Raw genomic sequence first — 18,543 nt, 5'->3', positions numbered from 1 at the left:
AAAAACAATGCAATAACCAAGCAAGGAAATTTTATTATTAACCAAATTCATTACAAAAGTATGAAATTATTACCAAAATGCAAGTCAAGAAATTCTTGGCTTACTCCTAAATTCTGGAAAGTTATGAAGTTATCAACTGTATTGATAATTGCTTTTACCCTTCATGTTTCGGCAGCTGTTTCTTCACAAACTATTACCTTCTCTGGTAAAAAAGTGCCTGCTAAAAAAGTATTGAACATTATTAAGGAACAAACCAATTATGTTTTCTTTTATGATGTCGCTATTTTAAACAAAATCGAACCTGTTTCTTTGGAAGTAAAAAATGCGACCATTGAAAATGTATTGCAGAAAATTTTTATGAATGCTCCCGTAAAATGGATCATACAAGGCAATGTTATTTCATTAATACCCAAAAACGAAAATAAAACAATTCCATCAAAATCCTTTGACGTCGATAAAAAGATCAAAGGAAAGGTCGTAAACGAAAAAGGGGAACCATTACCTGGCGTAAACATTCTAGTGAAAGGCACTAAAATTGCAATCCAAACTGATTTTGATGGCTCTTTTGTCCTTTCTATTCCTGATAACGCAACGGAATTATTGGCCACATATATTGGCCTTCAAGATCAAGTGGTTAAAATTGATGGAGACAAAGATATTTTGATTGTATTAAAAGAAATTGGCCAACAAATGAACGAGGTAATCGTTGTAGGATATGGCTCTCAAAATCGTAGAGCGGTAACTACTTCGGTATCAAAATTGGACAAAAAAGTATTGGAAAACGTTCCTTATTCAAACGTTACTCAAGCCTTGCAAGGAAACGTAAGTGGGGTTATTGTTCGTACCGCATCGGGACAACCGGGTAAAGCTTCTAACATTTTGGTTCGTGGTGGAACTTCGATAGACAATCCGGCAGGCGCCACTCCGTTGTATATTGTTGATGGGGTAATTCGTTTACAAATAGACGATATTAACCCAGCTGATATTGCCTCTTTACAAGTATTAAAAGATGCCGCTTCTACATCTATTTATGGAGCAAGAGGATCTAATGGGGTAATTATAATCACTACTGCAAACGGAAAACCTGGAAAAACAAAAATTTCATACAGTTATTCTACTCAATTCAGCCAAGTAGCCAAAAAATATGATTTTCTTGGAGGCGAAGACTTTATTAGATTGTCAAGATTAGGCGTAAAAAATGCTGCAGACATCTTAGGAGGTACACGCCCAAATGCAAGAGACAATCAATTATCGGGAGCGACACCTTATGGAACGGGTAATAACCTAACATCAGGCACCCCTTTTGCGAGTTTACTTAAATCGAGCTTAACACCTGATGCCCTTGCTACATTACAAGCCAAAGGATGGCAAGAAATGGTAGATCCTTTAGACAATTCGAATATCATCATGTACAAAAGCACCAATTGGAACGATGTTTTGTTTCAAAATGCTATTACACAAAACCATAACTTAAACTTTAGTGGCGGAAATGACCAAGCCTTATTCGATTTAAGCTTAGGCTATTTAAAAGGAGATGGCGTGACTATTTTTACCGGTTATGAGCGTTTTACTTCCAAAATGAATGCTTCTTTTAAACTGGCTGACAACTTTACTGTGAATGGTAAAATGCTCTATGCAAGATCCAACAACAATCAAGTAGTGAGCAATAGTGTGGTGTTTAACCGCTACTTAGGCAATGCTCCAACTACTAAATTTTTATTAGAAGACGGATCTTTAGCTCCTGGTCAAAACAACATCAATGGAAATCCTTTGTACCAAATGGGCAAAGTTAAAGGGATCAACGAAAACGAAAAATTACAACTTGCCGTAGATGCTGATTTGAGAATTACCAAAGATTTGAATTTCGTTCCTTCAATGTCCTTGTATAGCGAAAACAACGCGGGCAACGTGTTCCAACAAGCTTTCTTGAGTGGTACCGGAGTTTTAGATAATACAAGAAATGCTTCTCAATTTAACAACCGTTATTTCCAAACCCAATTTGAAGGTGTTTTTACTTACAAAAAAGAACTAGAGGCTATTGGTAATTTTGAAGCAAAATTAGGAGGCTCTAATTACAACCGAGTAATCAAGGCATTCAATGCCGCAGGTAAAGGCAGCGCATCGGATGTAACCGAAACCTTAGATTCATCTCCAATTCCAGTTTCGGTCTATGCAAACAATAGCAAACTCGTTATCAATGGTACGTTTGGACGTTTGAATTACGATTACAAAGGCAAATATTTGTTTACCGGTTCCTTCCGTTATGATGGTGCTTCTAGTTTAGGACCAGACAATAAATTTGGTTTCTTCCCAGGAGTTTCTGTAGGATGGAATGCGCACGAAGAAGGATTTTGGCAACATGTACCTAAATTGGTTTCTTCCTTAAAAATGAGAGCCAGTTATGGAGTAAATGGTAACCTTGGAACGCTTGGTGATTTTCAAGCTGGCGGACTATATTCTGGCTCTACCAACGGTTTAGCCAATAATTACAATGGACAATCTGCCATAGTAAACTCTCAAATTGCCAATCCTGGATTGAAATGGGAACAATCAAAAACCAACAATATCGGTTTTGATCTAGGTATTCACCAAGACAAAATCCGCGTGATTGGAGATTTCTATAACAAACTCACTACCGATTTGTTAACCAATTTGACCTTGCCTTCTAACAGTGGATTCTCTACCGTTTTGACCAATTTAGGAGCTTTAAGAAGTAAAGGATTCGAAATGGAAATTAACGCCGCTATTTATAATAACGAAGATCTTAAAATCAATGCGGGTTTCATTATCTCTCACAACGTAAATACTATCGAAAAACTTCCATTTAATGGTAACTTGAACAACCGAATTGGCGGAACTGAAGTTTGGGATGAAAAGAACAAATCATATGTTTATGTTGGTGGACTACAAGAAGGCCAAAGAATTGGTGATTTTTATGCGCATAAACAAATTAAAATCTTGTCTACACAAGCGGAAGCCGATGCGTATAATGCTAACTACAAAGACACTTATGTAAGCAAAACCTCCGCAACAGGCGGTAATCCTAATGGTATAAAATTACCCGGTGATGCTATCTTCGAAGATACCGATGGGAATAATGTTATTGATAGTAGAGACCGAAAATTTATGGGAAATATGTTCCCAAAATATGTTGGAGGTTTCAACTTTGATGTTACTTACAAAGGTTTTTCTTTAGCGGTAAGAACGGATTACTCTTTGGGAGCTACCATCTATAACGAAGCCAGAGCGCGTTTTGTAGGTCAGTTTCAAGGAAACTACGGTTTAATCGCCGAAAGTTTACAGTCTTGGCAAAAAGAAGGCGACATCACTGATGTTCCTCGTTACCGTTGGGCGGATCAAACCAATCAAAACAACCTTTTCCGTTCGGAAGCGAGTGGAGCTGCTTACAACACGAATATGTTTCAAGGTAACAGCCGTTATTATGAAAGTGGTGACTTCTTGTGCATAAGAGAAATAACTTTAGGTTACAATGTTCCTAAGGCATTCATTGAAAAAATCAAACTTTCTTCAGCTAGAGTGTATGTTACAGGAAGCAACTTGTACTATTTCACCAACTATAGCGGATTAAGCCCAGAAGTACAAGGAATTGATGGAGGATCTAGCCAAGGACTCAATTCTGCAGGAGCAACAGGTACCTATCCCGTTCCAAGAAATATCATTTTTGGAATCAACATTAGTCTGTAATTTTAAAATCAATACCATGAAAAATAAACATATCCTATATATATTTTTAGTTGCAGGACTTACTCTTTTTGGGTCTTGCGCTGATGATTTAGATCTTCAATCTGAAAGTAGTATCACCTCGGACGCCTTCTGGAAAACCGAAGATGATGCCAAAGCTGCTGTAAATGGTTTATACTATAGTTTTAGAACTCAAACGCAACAAAATTACTATTTGTTGGGAGGAGCTCGCAGCGCTGAAATCAAAGGTGGGGTACAATCACCTTTGAATCTCGCCAATTATTACAACAACAACCTCAATGCTCAGAATATTGATGTAGACTGGAGCGGATTGTACACTGTAGTACAACAAGCCAATTTGATTTTAAAATATGTACCAAATATTACGTTTAGTCCTGCAACTGCTAAAGAACAAAAACGTTATTTGGCTCAAGCTTACACCATGAGAGCGATGGCTTATTTCATCATGGCGCGTTCTTGGGGTGGGGTTCCAATTGTAACTACTCCAACAGAAAACACCAATCAAAACGAGTACATTATTCCTAGAAACACAATTGAAGAAACCTTTGCTTTCATTAAATCAGATTTAGAATTAGCATTGAGCAATTTCCCTGATGACACGAACAACAAGGTACAATTATCAAAATCAGCCGCCAATGCTTTAAAAGCCGATGTTTTTCTATGGACTGCTAAGCAATTGGGAGGCGGAACCACAGATTTGAATGTGGCGCTTACCGCAATAAATGCTATCACTCCCTTAACTTTATTACCTAATTTTAAAGATGTCTTTAGTTACGCTAATAAAGGAAATGCTGAAGTATTATTTGCCATTCGTTATTCTTTGACTGATGTTACCTCAAATTTACAAGACAACTGGAATTCTTTTATGTATGTAGGTCCTGCAGATTTTTCTGGAGCTACTTCCTCAGCAGCAACTGCCCTGTTCGGAACTTTAGGTTCCGGTTCTGGTAATGCGGGAATTTCTAGAGTACAGCCCGATGCTTCTCGCTTTACTTTTTCGGCTACAGATACTCGTAAAGATGCTACTTTCTTGACCTTAAGAAACACGGCCAATACTGCAGATGTGGTAACTGGTTTAATGAAGTATAACGGTACAGTAGATGGATCTTTAAGAAGATTTACTAGTGATATCATCATCTACAGATGGGCAGATATTCTTTTGATGAAGGCCGAAATCAAAAACGCCTTGGGTCAAGATCCTACAACCGAGATGAATCTTGTCATGCAACGAGCAGATGCGACAGCTTCGTTCACTAATGGTACTCAAGCCGCAAACGACAATGCCATATTAAATGAGCGTTTAAAAGAATTAGCTTTTGAAGGCAAAGCATGGTGGGATTTGGTACGTTTTAACAAAACATCTTTAGTACCATCAATGGCTGGGAAATCCATTTTATTCCCAATTTCTCAAAATACCATCAATTACAATCCAAAGATTAAACAAAATTAAGGACTGCTAACCCTTTTTTACTGAAAAATGACTGAGTCGACTATGAAAATAGTTCGGCTTGGTCTTTTACACTCCATTATTAAGATTAAAAAAATCATGAAAACAACACATTTACAAGGGCTTATCGCTGCTCCATTCACTCCTTTTGATGCTAATGGACAATTAGATTGTAGTCGCATACCCGAATATTATTCCTTTTTAAAACGCAATAAAGTAACCGGTGCTTTTATCAACGGATCTACAGGAGAAGGTGTTTCATTAACGCTCGAAGAAAAAAAAGCAGTTGCACAAGCTTGGGCCGATTGTTCTAATCACGATGCTGATTTTAAAGTCATGGTTTTCCTTGGTGGAACTTGCTTGAACGATTGCATTGATTTGGCCAAACATGCTTATGAAATAGGACTTTATGCTGTTTCGCTGACGGCGCCATTTTACTTCAAACCTGCCAATGTAGAGATGCTGTCACAAGCTTGTATTATGGTAGGTGAAAGCGTGCCCAACATGCCTTTGTATTACTATCATATTCCGGTTTTAACTGGAGTCAATATCCCAATGTTTGATTTGATACAAGCCTTGGATGGACAACTCGACAATTTTGCAGGAGTAAAATACACTCATGAGGATTTCATGGACTTTCAAAGCTGTATGAGTTATAAAGACGGCAAGTACGATATGCTTTGGGGACGTGACGAAAATATGCTCTCCGCTTTAGTATTAGGAGCCAAAGGAGCGGTAGGAAGTACCTTTAATTATGCCGCGCCTTTATATCATGATTTAATAGCCGCCTTCGAAAACAATAATCTAACGAAAGCAAGAGAATTACAGCAAAAATCCATCAATATGATTCGATTACTAGGAAAATATGGTGGAATTTCAGTGGGAAAATCATATATGAAAGTCACAGGACTGAATCTAGGAGATTTCAGATTACCCGTAAAAAACATGACTGCCTCCCAATTCGAAGCCTTTCAAAAAGACGTACAAAGTTTAGATTTCAAAAGTTTTAAATCGAATTAATGCATCGATTGACATTGAAAACAAAAAGAAATCTAATGTTTTCTTTCATCCTTATCTTAATTATCATGCCAAATAGCACTTCACTTTTTGCTCAAACAAATATAAATCCTAACATAGAATGGAAAACAGCCGCCCATATGCAAGACCTACAAGGAAAACCAATATTAGGATTGGCTGGAGCGATAAATGGAGTACACAAAGATGTTTTGATAGTAGCTGGTGGCGCAAATTTTCCGGATAAAATGCCTTGGGAAGGAGGACAAAAAAAATATTATAACACAATACAAGTCCTAGAAAAAAAAGGCGACAACTATAGTTGGAATACCGAAGTTGACACCTATTTACCAGAACCTATAGCCTATTGTGGCGTCACTTCAACCGATTTGGGCGTGGTTTATGTGGGAGGAGAGAACAAAAATGGTCTGTCGCAAAAAGCCTATCTTTTAAAATGGGCCAAGACAAAAAATGAAATCACTTTCCATCATCTTCCAGATTTGCCCAAAGCACTATCCAACATCGCTTTAAGCAATTATGAAAAAGTACTGTATGCCGTAGGTGGAGATGAAACACAAAATTCCTCCAAAGATTTCTATAGTTTAAACTTGAATGAAGCCCATTTGCAGTGGAAAAAATTAACAGATCTTCCTTTGGCATTAGCCAATGCTACAGCGGTAGTTCAAGAGACAAAAGAAGGGCCATGCCTTTTTGTTTTTGGCGGAAGAACCAAGACAGTTTCAGGAATTAGCGACTTACATGGCACTACTTTTTCATACAATTTCGACCAGAAACAATGGAAAGAAGTCGCTACAATTTCAGATGAAAAATCTTTAATGAATCTATCGGCGGGCACAGCCCTTCGTGTGGGAAAAAGTAAAATCTTGCTTTTAGGTGGTGACAATGGTGTCGTTTTTCACCAAATAGAAACGTATTTATCACAAATCGCACTAGCGAATTCACCAAAAGAAAAAGAGATCCTAATCGGCAAAAAAAACGAACTCGTTACCCGCCACGAAGGGTTTTATAGAGGAATTCTAGCGTATGACACGATAACAGATTCGTGGGAAAAAATAGCCGAACTGCCTTTTCTCACTCCTGTGACCACTACTGCATGTCTGTGGGACGATGCCTTAGTGCTCTCTAATGGTGAAATAAAACCCGGCATTCGAACCCCGAATATTATGATAGGAAAAATAAAGAAATAACGCTGACTATCAACTACTACTCCATTTTTAAAGCACAAAAAAATCATGAAAAACTCAAAATATTATCCATGGATAGTGGTAGCCCTACTTTGGTTTGTGGCCTTACTCAACTATATGGACAGGCAGATGCTCGCCACCATGCGACCATCCATGGAACAAGACATCCCTGAATTAGTTTCAGGAGAAAATTTTGGTCACTTAATGGCCATCTTTCTTTGGATTTATGCATTGATGAGTCCTATTTCGGGCATTATTGCTGATAAAATGAACCGAAAATGGTTGATCGTAGGCAGTTTGTTTGTTTGGTCTGTGGTCACCTATGCTATGGGCTATGCTACAAGCTACCAACAAGTCTATTGGCTAAGAGCCTTAATGGGAGTTAGCGAAGCCTTGTACATACCAGCGGGATTGTCTCTTATTGCTGATTATCATCAACAAAAATCAAGATCCTTGGCCATCGGAATTCACATGACAGGTCTTTATGTGGGATCGGCTTTAGGTGGTTTTGGTGCTACCATTGCTGGAGCGTATTCTTGGCACAGTACTTTTCATTATTTTGGATTGATTGGCATCGTGTATGCGGTAATTTTAATTTTCTTTTTGGCTGAAATAAAAACGGCTACAAGTACCAAAACTGAAATAAAAAATGACTCTCCTTCCGAAAAAATGGACGTTTTAAAAGGATTGGCGCTACTCTTTACCAATCTTTCGTTTTGGATTATTTTATTCTTTTTTGCGACGATTAGCTTACCAGGCTGGGCGACTAAAAACTGGTTGCCTACTCTATTCTCTGAAAATTTAGGAATCGCCATGGAACAAGCGGGCCCATTGGCTACCATAACCATCTCGATTTCCTCATTACTTGGAGTAATCTTTGGGGGGCTTCTTTCTGATAGATGGGTGCTGAAAAATATAAAAGGCAGAATTTATACCAGTGCCATTGGATTGAGTTTAACCATCCCAGCCTTGTTATTCATTGGATTTGGAAATTCAATAGTGGCTATTGTTTGTGCAGGCCTTTGTTTTGGTGTAGGATATGGTATGTTTGACGCTAACAATATGCCTATTCTTTGTCAGTTTGTATCCTCAAAATACCGAGCTACCGCTTATGGTGTTTTGAATATGACAGGCGTAGGTTGTGGGGCTATGGTAACTTCTGTTTTAGGAAAATATGCCGACAACGGAACGCTTGGTTTTGGTTTTGCTATGATGGCTGGCATTGTCGTTATGGCTTTGCTTGTCCAGCTGTTCTTTTTAAAACCTACGGTAAATGATTATTGTGAAGCCTAAATAAATCGTATTTGTTAAGAGTGATTAAGTTGAAATTTAGTTGTTGCATCTACTGAGGCGAGATTCACCTTTCGTCTTGGTAGATTATTTTAAAAAAATGCTATGTCTTTTATCAAAAAATCTTATTGCCTGTTTTTCCTGATGTTGCTTTGGTTCATTGATGTGGGTTTCGCACAAACCAAAGTCGCTTGTATGGGCGATTCTGTTACGGCAGGGTATTTATTGGGAAATCCAACATCGGAGGCCTATCCGTCTGTTTTACAATCCTTATTGGGAAAAGATTATGAGGTAAAAAACTTTGGTCACAGTGGTGCGACACTTTTAAAGAAAGGACACAAACCCTATTTTAAAACCAACGAATACAAAGAAGCAATCACCTATCGTCCAGATATTGCTATTGTTCATTTGGGACTCAACGATACCGACCCACGAAATTGGCCCAATTATAAACAAGATTTTCAAAGCAACTATAGTGAACTAATCACCAATTTAAAGCAACAAAATCCAAAAGTAAAAGTATTCATCTGCAGGATGAGTCCCATTTTTAACGAACATCCTCGTTTCAAATCGGGCACAAGAGAATGGTTTTGGGAAATCCAATCACAGATCGAACACGTTGCCCAAGCAAATGAAGTTTCGTTAATTGATTTTCACGAAAAGTTATCCTCACGCCCAGACCTTTTCCCAGATGCTTTACATCCTTCCAAAGAAGGCGCTACGATTTTGGCAACTACAGTATATTCAGCCATCAGTGGCAACTTCGGCGATTTGGCTTTGGCACCTGTTTTTACAGACAATATGGTTTTGCAACGCCAACAACCTATTCCTATTTATGGAAAAGCCAATGCGGGAGATCAAGTTGAAGTGGTGTTTCATTCTCAAAAAAGAACTGTAGTAACCGATGCTAATGGCAAATGGAACGTTCAATTTCCGGCTATGCCTCACGGAGGACCATTTGAAATACAAGCAAAAACCAAAACTAAAAGTATTACTTTGAAAAACATCCTCATAGGTGATGTTTGGTTGTGCTCTGGACAATCCAATATGGCGTTCCCACTCAAAAAATCAGAAAATGGAAAAGCCGAAGTTGCATTAGCAAAAGTCAATACACAATTGCGTTTTTTTCATTACCAACCCATACAAGAAACCAATGAATCCGCTTGGGACTCCCTGACCTTGGCCAAAACCAATCAGCTGAATTATTTCTCAGGAAATTGGAAAGTATGCGATTCTGTTACAGCCAAAGATTTCTCGGCAATTGCCTATTACTTCGGAAAAAAAATTATCCAAGAAGAAACCATCCCTATCGGATTGATACAAGTAGCCGTGGGTGGCTCTCCCATTGAATCTTGGATAGATCGTTATACTTTGGAACACGACGACAAAGCAGTAGATGTTTTATACAACTGGCGCAAATCAGATTTTTTGATGCCTTGGGTAAGAGAAAGAGCCGATATAAATTTAAAAAATAGTACGAATCCCAAACAACGTCATCCCTACGAACCCTGCTACAATTTTGAGGCAGGAATTAAAAACTTTACCTCCTTTCCTATCAAAGGGATGCTTTGGTACCAAGGCGAAAGCAATGCACACAATACCAATTGGTACGAACATTTATTTCCGATAATGGTAGCAAGTTGGCGTAAGGCTTGGAAGGCCAATTTTCCTTTTTATTTTGTACAACTTTCTAGCCTCGATCGTCCTTCTTGGCCAGAATTCAGAGCAATGCAAAGTAGGTTAGAAAACAAAATTCCTAATTCTGGCATGGCAATAAGTATCGATTATGGTGATGAAAAAGACGTACATCCAATACAAAAAAAAGAAATCGGTGACCGACTAGCCAGAATAGCTTTGAAGGAAACCTATAAAAAAAACCTCGTCGCTTATGGACCAATACCCATAAAAGTAACACTAAAAGGCGATGCGTTATGGATTTCTTTTGTTTCTGTTAAAAAACTGATGACCAAAGGACAACAACCCCTAAAAGGTTTTGAAATCGTATCAAAAACTGGGGAACACATAGCCGTAGATGCCAAAATTATAGGCAATCAAGTGGTGATATACCCGCCCAAAGGGACAACTATTCAATCCGTTTTATATGCTTGGAAACCTTTTACAAATGCCAATTTAATCAATGAAGAAGGATTGCCTTGTTCCACTTTTTCGCTGGATGTTCTTTAGGCATATCTGAATTACGTAAGTGAATGTAATCAAAAAAATAAATGACAATAATTAAATAATAAAAATGAGCTATTCAAAAACAGAACTTCAAAACTTAAAAGAATTTTATCAAGATCAATTGTTACATGATACAATCCCTTTTTGGTTTCCTCGCTCGATAGACACCCAATTTGGCGGGTTCTTACTGATGCGTGATCACGATGGAAGTTTGATTGATGACGATAAAGCAGTCTGGATCCAGGGTCGCGCTTCTTGGTTATTGGCCACCCTTTATGCAACGGTTGAACCCAAAAAAGAATGGTTAGAGGCATCAAAATGTGGGGTAGATTTTTTGAACAACTATTGCTTTGACAATGATGGACAAATGTTTTTTCACGTCACTCGTGAGGGACAACCGATTCGAAAAAGACGGTATTTCTTTTCGGAAACCTTTGCAGTGATTGCTATGGCAGCTTACGCAAAAGTGAGCGGGGATGAAGCTGTTGCTGAAAAAGCTCGTTTTTTATTTGGAAAATGTATCGAATACGCAACAACTCCTGGGTTATTACAACCCAAATTTACCTCAACCCGACCATCCAAAGGGATTGGAGTTCCTATGATTATGATCAATACAGCGCAACAAGTAAGAGAAACCATTGGCGATTCGCGCTGTGATGAATGGATTAGTAAATGGATTGATGAAATTGAACGCGATTTTGTAAAAGATGACATTCGATGTGTAATGGAACAAGTGGCACCCGACGGCAGTATCATCGATCACATTGATGGTCGCACCCTAAATCCCGGTCATGCTATGGAAGGTGCTTGGTTTATCTTGCACGAAGCCAAATACCGCAATAACGATCCCCATTTAATTGCCTTAGGCTGCAAAATGCTAGATTATATGTGGGACCGTGGATGGGATAAAGAACATGGAGGCATTCTCTATTACAAAGATGTGTACGATAAACCCGTTCAAGAATATTGGCAGGACATGAAATTCTGGTGGCCTCATAACGAAGTAATTATCGCTACTTTATTGGCTTTCACGATGACAGGCAATGAGAAATATGCACAATGGCACAAAATGGTGCATGAGTATGCCTATGAAAAATTCCATGATGCTCAAAATGGCGAATGGTTTGGTTACTTACATCGCGACGGAACCATTGCTCAAACCGCCAAAGGAAACTTGTACAAAGGGCCATTCCATTTACCACGACAAGAATGGTATTGCCTTCAGATTTTAGAGGAGTATTTGAAAAAGAATTAATTACCATTTAAAAAATGAAAAAAGCACTTTACAACGGAATAATTCATACTGGAGATGAAGTACTAAAAGATAGAATCGTCATTATCGAAAACGGAGTTATCCTTTCCATTCAAAATGAAATTCCGCAACACGCTGAGCTGATAGATTTGAAAGGGAATCACCTATCGGCTGGCGCCATTGATATTCAAATTAATGGTGGTGAAAAATTTTATTTTAGTCAGTATCCAACAGAAGAAACCCTACAAGACATTTATGAAACAAGCTTGAAATATGGCACTACGCATACGCTTCCTTGTTTGATTTCTTCCTCAAAAGAAACCATTTTACAAGGCATTGAAGCCATCCGATCTTATAAAAACAAATACAACAACGGCGTGTTAGGCATGCACTTAGAAGGACCTTTTTTGAATCCTTTAAAACGGGGAGCTCACAGCCTAAAACAGGTTCGAAAACCTACTACTACCGAACTTGAAGAAATCATCAAATACGGGAAAGACATCATAAAAGTAATGACGATTGCCCCAGAGTGTTTTACCGAAGATCAATTAGACTTGCTTTTAGAAAGTGGTATCGTACTCTCGGCCGGACATTCTACCATGACCTATCAAGAGGCGCAATATTATTTTTCAAAAGGCATACAATTAGTGACACATTTATTCAATGCTATGACACAGTTTGGACATCGAGAGCCAGGCTTAGTAGGTGCTGTTTTTGAAAACGACACCATTTATGCGCCCATTATTTTGGATGGTGCACATTGCGATTATGCCGCAGCCCGAATAGCTTATACCTTAAAAAAAGACAAGCTGTTTTTGATTACAGATGCCGCTTTTTTAGGCCGAAAAGTAGAAAATTTTAAATGGGAAAATTTTGATGCGCATCTCGACAATGGTTTCTACCGCAATGATGAAGGCAATTTGGCAGGTGCCAGTATATCTATGGAAGAAGCCATTCGAAATGCCATACAACATTTGAATATTGAAGTAGATGAAGCCATAAAAATGGGTACTTCACGTGTAGCAAAAGCCATAAAAATGGAAAATCAATTAGGTAAAATCAAACCCGGATTCCCAGCAAGTTTTCTTTGTTTTACTCCTGATTTCTCAGAAGTAAGGGCATTAGTATTGTAATGAATAACTCGTTCTAATCCCTCATCAAGTTCATTAACAGAATAGTAAACAGTAAAAAAAATATCAGAATTATGGAAATAGTATCCAAACCAAAATCACCCATTAGTTACCAACCCGCGGGTCAATTTGAAGATACGCGTTTTGAAAAAATCCACAATGTCATTTTTAAAAATGCTGCTGAAGCCTCCTTTTTAGTCGCACAAGAAATTGCCGACTTAATTCGTAACCAACAAGAAAGAAATAAAAAATGTGTTCTTGGTTTGGCTACCGGCTCCTCACCTATCAAAGTGTACCAAGAATTAGTACGCATGCACAAAGAAGAAGGCTTAAGTTTTGCCAATGTAATCACCTTCAACTTAGACGAATACTATCCGATGCCTAAGGATAGTGTTCAAAGTTATCATTACTTTATGCATCAACATCTCTTTAATCATGTGGACATTCTGCCAGAAAATGTAAACATTCCAGAGGGGAATATTCCTTTAGAAGATCTCAATCAATACTGCATCGATTACGAAATGAAAATTAAAAATGCAGGAGGTTTAGATTTTCAATTATTAGGCATTGGAAGAACTGGCCATGTCGGGTTTAATGAACCTGGATCTCACATCAACTCTGGGACTAGAATCATTACGCTGGATTATATTACCAAAGTAGACGCTTCGGGCGATTTTAATGGCATCAATAATGTTCCCAAAAAAGCAATAACGATGGGAGTAGCTACTATTTTGCGATCCAAAAGAATTGTATTATTGGCTTGGGGACAAAACAAAGCAGCTATCGTAAAAAGAACCATTCAAGGTGAAATTAGCACCGAAGTTCCCGCCACGTTTTTACAACATCATTCGAATACAACTTTTGTTTTAGACCAAGGTGCCGCAGCTGAACTAACAAGATTAGAAACACCTTGGCTGGTTGGAGAATGCCTTTGGACAGAAGAGCTAAAAAAGAAAGCCATTGTTTGGCTTTGCCAACACACTCAAAAATCAATTCTTAAACTCACAGATAGAGATTACAATAACAATGGAATGTCTGATCTTTTGGCAGCAGGAAAATCTGCATACGATCTGAATATTAACATGTTCAACGTTTTACAACATACCATCACGGGGTGGCCAGGAGGAAAGCCTAATACTGAGGACACCTACAGACCCGAACGTTCTGAACCTTCACAAAAAAGAGTACTCCTCTTTAGCCCACATCCTGATGATGATGTCATTTCTATGGGAGGTACTTTGGCAAAATTAATCCAACAAGGACATGATGTTCACGTAGTTTATCAAACTTCTGGCAATATTGCTGTCACAGATGATGAAGCACTAAAATTTGCTGAAGTGGCTCATGATTTTACAGACAAAAACGCTACAGATATCTATTTTCAATCGGTCATAAATACCATAAAAACAAAAGCAAAAGGCGCCATCGATTCGGAAGAAGTTCGTCAGTTAAAAGGGCTTATACGTAGAAGAGAATCCTATGCAGCCGTTAGATACATTGGTCTAAATGATGAAAATGTACATTTTTTGGATTTACCATTTTATGAAACAGGAAAGGTTCAAAAAAATCCATTGGGGACTGAAGACATTGCTATTGTAAAAGAAATCATCACACGCATTCAACCACATCAGGTCTTTGCTGCTGGTGACCTTGCCGACCCACACGGAACGCATGAAGTATGTCTTAATGCTATTTTTGCTGCTCTAAAAGCCTTGAAATCAGAACCATTTATGAAAGACTGTTGGTTATGGTTGTACCGAGGTGCGTGGCACGAATGGGAACTACACGAAATAGACATGGCCGTTCCCTTAAGTCCAGACGAAGTACTATTAAAACGACAGGCCATTTTGTACCATCAATCGCAAAAAGATAGAGTAATGTTTCAAGGGAATGATTCCAGAGAATTCTGGGTACGAGCTGAAGACAGAAATAAAAAAACAGCTCAATTGTATGACCAATTAGGTCTAGCAGAATATGAAGCCATAGAAGCATTTAAGCGCTTTAGTTACTAGAGTTTTAGACCTACTTGAACACCTTTTTAACCCAAAATCAAAATTAGGAAACTGCTTTTGATTTTGGGTTAAAAAAAAAAAATGACTTTTTTACTGTCCTTCTTACAAACGTAATAATTACCTACTTACTTCTTCAATCAAATAAAAAATAGAGGTAAACGAGATTCCACTGGCTTTTTCTAAACCAATTTCACACGTCCTACTGGTGGAATATCCAGTGGTGCAGTGGATTGGAATTTGCTGTTTTAAGTCTTTAAGTCCGTGTTCGTTCAATGCTGGAACCAAAAAACCGCGATCGCCCGCGAAACCACAACAATTGCTGTCAATCATTGTCACTTGCTCTGCACACTGCTGCGCCAAAGCCAATAATTGGTTCATTTTTCCGATTTTTTTAACCGAACAAACAGGGAAAATAGCCACGGCTTCCTTTTTCTTTTTTATGGTTAATTTGGGTAGCACAAAATCCAACATAAATTCAATTGGGTCTACAATCTTCAAATTGCTGGTAAATTCTTCTTTAGAATGGTAAAAGCAAGGACTCATATCGTACAAAATCGGATACTTGCCATTCTCTGAAACGCGAAGCAAATCCGCTTCTAAAAGTTGGGATTGCTTATGATTCACGGCAACAAAACCTTTGCTAGAAAAAGGCATTCCACAACAATGCGCATCCAATTCTTTTGGATAAATAATGGTGTAGCCCGCCCGCACCAACAACTGATGCGTCAATGCAGTGAGTTGTAGGTCTTCTTCTTTTTGAAATTCGTTTTTTCCCATCGCACGATTGATGCAGGAAGGGAAATACACTACTTTTAAATCAGCCATATTTCTTTATTTTTTGCCACGAATGCACTAAATTTTAAATTTATTTCACCGCAAATTCGCAAATTAAGTTTTAGAACTACTTAAATTAAAATTTGCGAATTTGCGGTTATTTCCTTTATGCTATTCCAATTAAAATCTGCGAATCAGTGACTCTTTTTTAAAACCAATTTGTGAATTCGCGGTCAATCTTTCGTTTATTTAATTTTATCCGCTCCTTTCGGAATTTGAGGAATCCATTTGGGGATATTGCCTCCTGAAATCCAATGCATACCACTTGAAATCGATGACATAATTCTCGTCCCCAAAACCGAATGAAAAAACGACACAACTTTTAATCCCATTCGCATCATTGCTGTGGTTTTATCCATATTTGAACCAATATAGTTCGCTACTTTCTTTTGCGTATCGGTAATCGCATCGGCTCGCCAATGTTTGACAAACTTGCCCGTATCAATATGAACCGGACACGCCAAAGCACACAAACCATCCGTTGCACAAGTTTCATCCAATTGATAGGTAACGTCTTTTCGAATGTCTGCCAGTCGTTGCGGGTCGTCATTAGTTGCTTCTAATCGGCTGATTTCTCTAGCAATAACGATGCGTTGTCTGGGTGAAAGCGTCAATCCTTCGGAGACACAATGCGGTTCACAGAACCCACATTCCATACATTTATCGATAATATCGTGAGATTCTGGTAAAGGTTTTAAGTGTTTCAAATGCGCTTTTGGATCGGGATTGATCAAAACATCGGGATTGATTTGGTTCTTAGGATCAAAGATCTTCTTAATGCGTTTCATAATGTCATAAGCCGCCGCTCCCCATTCTTTTTCCACAAAAGGCGCCATATTACGTCCCGTTCCGTGTTCCGCCTTCAGAGAGCCTCCAAATTGATCCACTACAATTATCGCCAATTCGGCCATTAAATCTTCATAGCGTTGCACTTCCTTCGGATTCGAGAAATCTTGCGAAAACACAAAATGTAAATTTCCTTCTAACGCGTGTCCAAACAAAACCGCGTCATCGTATTCGTATTTTTTAAATAATCCTTTCAAAGCCACACAAGCTTCTGCCAATTGCGGTAGCGGAAAAGCAACATCTTCAATAATCACCGTAGTTCCCGTTTTTCGCAAACCACCCACTGTGGGCAACAAACCTTTTCTAGCCTTCCAATTAAAGTAATATTGTTTAGGGTCTGATGTGAATTCATAATCCGTAAAAGTCGGTATACTCACAATTTGAGCTTTCACTTGTTGTTGTTTTTGCAACAACACTTCTTTATCATTGTCTCTACATTCTACCAATAAGGCGCAAGCATCTTCGTGTAACGTTTTAAAATAATCAGGTGCTTCAGGGTCATTTTCTACCGAGCGAATGGAATCTCTGTCTAGCAATTCTACTGCGGCAACGGGACTTGACTTCAGCAAAATCGTTGCGTTGCAAGCATCCTGAATCGAATTGAAAATCAACAACGAGCAAGATTTATACTTTTCGTCCACAACCGTTTTAAAAGTCACATTCGAAATAAATGCCAAAGTCCCTTCAGAACCCACCATCAAATGCTTGATAATTTCAATAGGATCTTCATAATCCACCAAAGCATTGATGCTGTAGCCCGTAGTATTTTTGATTTTAAATTTCTGACGAATGCGCTCCTCCAAAGCCGGATTCGCAACAATCGTATGTCGCAAGTCCTTAATTTCCTCAATTAAATGCGCCTGAGTTTCATAAAACGAAGCCACACTAGCCGCATCGGCTGTGTCTAGGACTGTCCCGTCGTGCAAAATCATCCGAATATCAGCAATGGTTTTATACGAATTCTGAGCCGTTCCGCAGCACATTCCGCTGGCGTTATTGGCTACAATTCCACCAATCATCGCCGCACCAATAGAAGCCGGGTCGGGACCAATCTTTAGTCCGTGTGGTGCCAAAAAAGTATTTGCTCTAGCACCTACAATTCCGGGTTCTAGTTTTATCTTTTGCTTGTCATCTAGCAATTCGTAGTGCTTCCAGCCGTGCGTCGCCACGACCAAAACCGAATCCGTTATCGCTTGTCCCGACAAACTCGTTCCCGCAGCTCGAAACGTCAGGGCAATATTCAAGGCATTTGCCGCTTTGATAATCACCACCACTTCGGCTTCAGCATGTACCAAAAGCACCATCTTCGGAATCAACCGATAAAAACTTGCATCCGTTCCATACGCCAAGGTTTGCAAAGGATTTGTCAATATACGCTCCGAGTCGAGCACAGCGGCAATTTGGTCTTTAAACTTTTGATAAGTAGGCGTTAATGACATTGTTTTTGCGTTTTAAAATGTAAATTTAAGTAATAGCGATCTAATAATTTCAACCTAAGTTGCACCATTTTTTTTAGGAGCAGCTCTCTTTGGGTACCACACGAGTTGTCCCGCTTTCCGTTATAATCTTATGCCTCCAACCCAGGTCATAAGGATTTCTACTACAATCA

11 protein-coding genes are annotated in these 18,543 nt (G+C 38.7%); 9 read left to right on the top strand and 2 right to left on the bottom strand.

Annotated features, from left to right (window positions below; genetic code table 11):
- Window positions 1-60: 60 nt before the first annotated feature.
- From FLB_RS11110 to nagB, 9 genes are all read left to right on the top strand, one after another.
- The gene (locus tag FLB_RS11110) at window positions 61-3,705 is read left to right on the top strand and encodes a TonB-dependent receptor (RefSeq protein ID WP_082923275.1); all 3,645 of its coding nucleotides are present in this window, start codon (window positions 61-63) and stop codon (window positions 3,703-3,705) included.
- A gap of 16 nt (window positions 3,706-3,721) precedes the next feature.
- A complete protein-coding gene (locus tag FLB_RS11105; protein WP_064716020.1) occupies window positions 3,722-5,173 on the top strand; it encodes a RagB/SusD family nutrient uptake outer membrane protein in 1,452 nt (483 codons plus the stop codon).
- A 96-nt stretch (window positions 5,174-5,269) separates the two neighbouring features.
- The gene (locus FLB_RS11100) at window positions 5,270-6,190 is read left to right on the top strand and encodes a dihydrodipicolinate synthase family protein (protein WP_064716019.1); all 921 of its coding nucleotides are present in this window, start codon (window positions 5,270-5,272) and stop codon (window positions 6,188-6,190) included.
- 35 nt (window positions 6,191-6,225) lie between these two features.
- A complete protein-coding gene (locus tag FLB_RS11095; RefSeq protein ID WP_064716100.1) occupies window positions 6,226-7,392 on the top strand; it encodes a kelch repeat-containing protein in 1,167 nt (388 codons plus the stop codon).
- A 45-nt stretch (window positions 7,393-7,437) separates the two neighbouring features.
- Window positions 7,438-8,682 carry an MFS transporter gene (locus FLB_RS11090; RefSeq protein WP_064716018.1) on the top strand — a complete coding sequence of 415 codons (1,245 nt, stop codon included), beginning with the start codon at window positions 7,438-7,440 and terminating at the stop codon, window positions 8,680-8,682.
- Window positions 8,683-8,784: 102 nt separating this feature from the next.
- Entirely contained in the window at window positions 8,785-10,863 is a 2,079-nt protein-coding gene (locus FLB_RS11085; RefSeq protein ID WP_157490599.1) for a GDSL-type esterase/lipase family protein, read from the top strand.
- A gap of 64 nt (window positions 10,864-10,927) precedes the next feature.
- Window positions 10,928-12,115 (top strand): AGE family epimerase/isomerase, encoded by a 1,188-nt coding sequence (locus FLB_RS11080; RefSeq protein ID WP_064716016.1) that lies wholly within the window; start codon window positions 10,928-10,930, stop codon window positions 12,113-12,115.
- Window positions 12,116-12,129: 14 nt separating this feature from the next.
- Window positions 12,130-13,245, top strand: coding sequence for an N-acetylglucosamine-6-phosphate deacetylase (nagA, locus tag FLB_RS11075; protein WP_064716015.1), 1,116 nt, complete (start codon window positions 12,130-12,132; stop codon window positions 13,243-13,245).
- 71 nt (window positions 13,246-13,316) lie between these two features.
- Window positions 13,317-15,254: a glucosamine-6-phosphate deaminase gene (nagB, locus tag FLB_RS11070; protein WP_064716014.1), complete on the top strand. Its 1,938-nt coding sequence runs from the start codon at window positions 13,317-13,319 to the stop codon at window positions 15,252-15,254.
- 117 nt (window positions 15,255-15,371) lie between these two features.
- On the opposite strand, the gene FLB_RS11065 is transcribed toward nagB, so the two are convergent.
- A complete protein-coding gene (locus FLB_RS11065; RefSeq protein WP_064716013.1) occupies window positions 15,372-16,079 on the bottom strand; it encodes a (Fe-S)-binding protein in 708 nt (235 codons plus the stop codon).
- A 194-nt stretch (window positions 16,080-16,273) separates the two neighbouring features.
- Window positions 16,274-18,373 (bottom strand): FAD-binding and (Fe-S)-binding domain-containing protein, encoded by a 2,100-nt coding sequence (locus FLB_RS11060; protein WP_064716012.1) that lies wholly within the window; start codon window positions 18,371-18,373, stop codon window positions 16,274-16,276.
- Between the last annotated feature and the right edge of the window lie 170 nt (window positions 18,374-18,543).

The sequence above is a fragment of the Flavobacterium succinicans genome (assembly GCF_001662485.1).
In the GTDB taxonomy this organism is placed as follows: Bacteria; Bacteroidota; Bacteroidia; order Flavobacteriales; family Flavobacteriaceae; genus Flavobacterium; species Flavobacterium succinicans_A.
The sequence above is the reverse complement of the archived record's forward strand: the minus strand, read 5'-3'. Positions and strand labels throughout refer to the sequence as shown.